Source organism: Croceitalea sp. MTPC6 (assembly GCF_036985525.1).
In the GTDB taxonomy this organism is placed as follows: Bacteria; Bacteroidota; Bacteroidia; order Flavobacteriales; family Flavobacteriaceae; genus Croceitalea.
In genome coordinates this window covers 1-927 of sequence record NZ_BTGR01000026.1, presented here as the reverse complement: position 1 = coordinate 927, position 927 = coordinate 1, and the positions used below count along the sequence as shown (strand labels likewise).

The window sequence follows — 927 nt, the reverse complement described above, 5'->3', positions numbered from 1 at the left end:
CCGATTGCACCCAGTAACGGGCTGAACGAGGTACCGACAAATGTTGGGGACATGTTCAACTCGGGATGGGAGGTCGCATTGACGGCCAACCTCTTCAACAAGGGGGACTTTAGATGGAACCTTACCCTACAGGCCTCCACCTTTAAGAACGAGATCACCAGTCTGCCCGCACCCTTTATTGACAACCAGCAGCGCTGGGCGGAAGGGCGCTCAAGGTTCGACTTCTTTATACTCAGGACCGCCGGGGTGGACCCTGCGACAGGGGACCAGTTGTTCCTGCAATATGAACTCGATGAGAACGGGGAAAGTGTCCCCGTACTGGACGCCAACGGCGAGATAGCCACCACCAACGACTGGCAGGATACCGAAAGGGCCTACACCGGTGACAGTGCAATACCCGACCTGTTGGGCTCCATCTCGAACAGCCTCAGCTATAAAGGGTTCACATTGGACTTCCTGATCAACTACGGCATCGGTGGAAAAAGCTTGGATTTTGGGTATGCGGCCATGATGCACAGTGGGAACTTTGGAAGTTCCTACAACCCGGACATCCTCAACGCGTGGAGACAGCCCGGTGACATCACCAATGTGCCAAGGTTGGAAGCGGGGAACCCGAACATAGTCAGACAGGCTTCTGACCGGTTCTTGACCGATGCGTCCTTTTGGACACTTAGGAACATCAACCTGGGGTACACCTTTGACGGTAACATCACCGACCAGCTTGGATTGGACAATTTAAGGCTTTCGGTAACAGGTGAGAACATATATACCAAGAGCGAGCGGAACGGATTCAACCCACAGTTCGAGCTCGAGGGAACGCCCAACGGCAACGACTTTGGTCCCCCAAAGATCATCTCGGTAGGATTGAACGTAGCATTTTAACAAAAAAAAATAATTATGTTGAGAAAAATAAAATTCGTGCCATTC

1 pseudogene is annotated in these 927 nt (G+C 52.1%); it reads left to right on the top strand.

Annotation, left to right across the window (positions count from 1 at the left end):
• Window positions 1–882: pseudogene (locus tag AACP56_RS17880) on the top strand (SusC/RagA family TonB-linked outer membrane protein); the annotation flags it as partial.
• Between the last annotated feature and the right edge of the window lie 45 nt (window positions 883–927).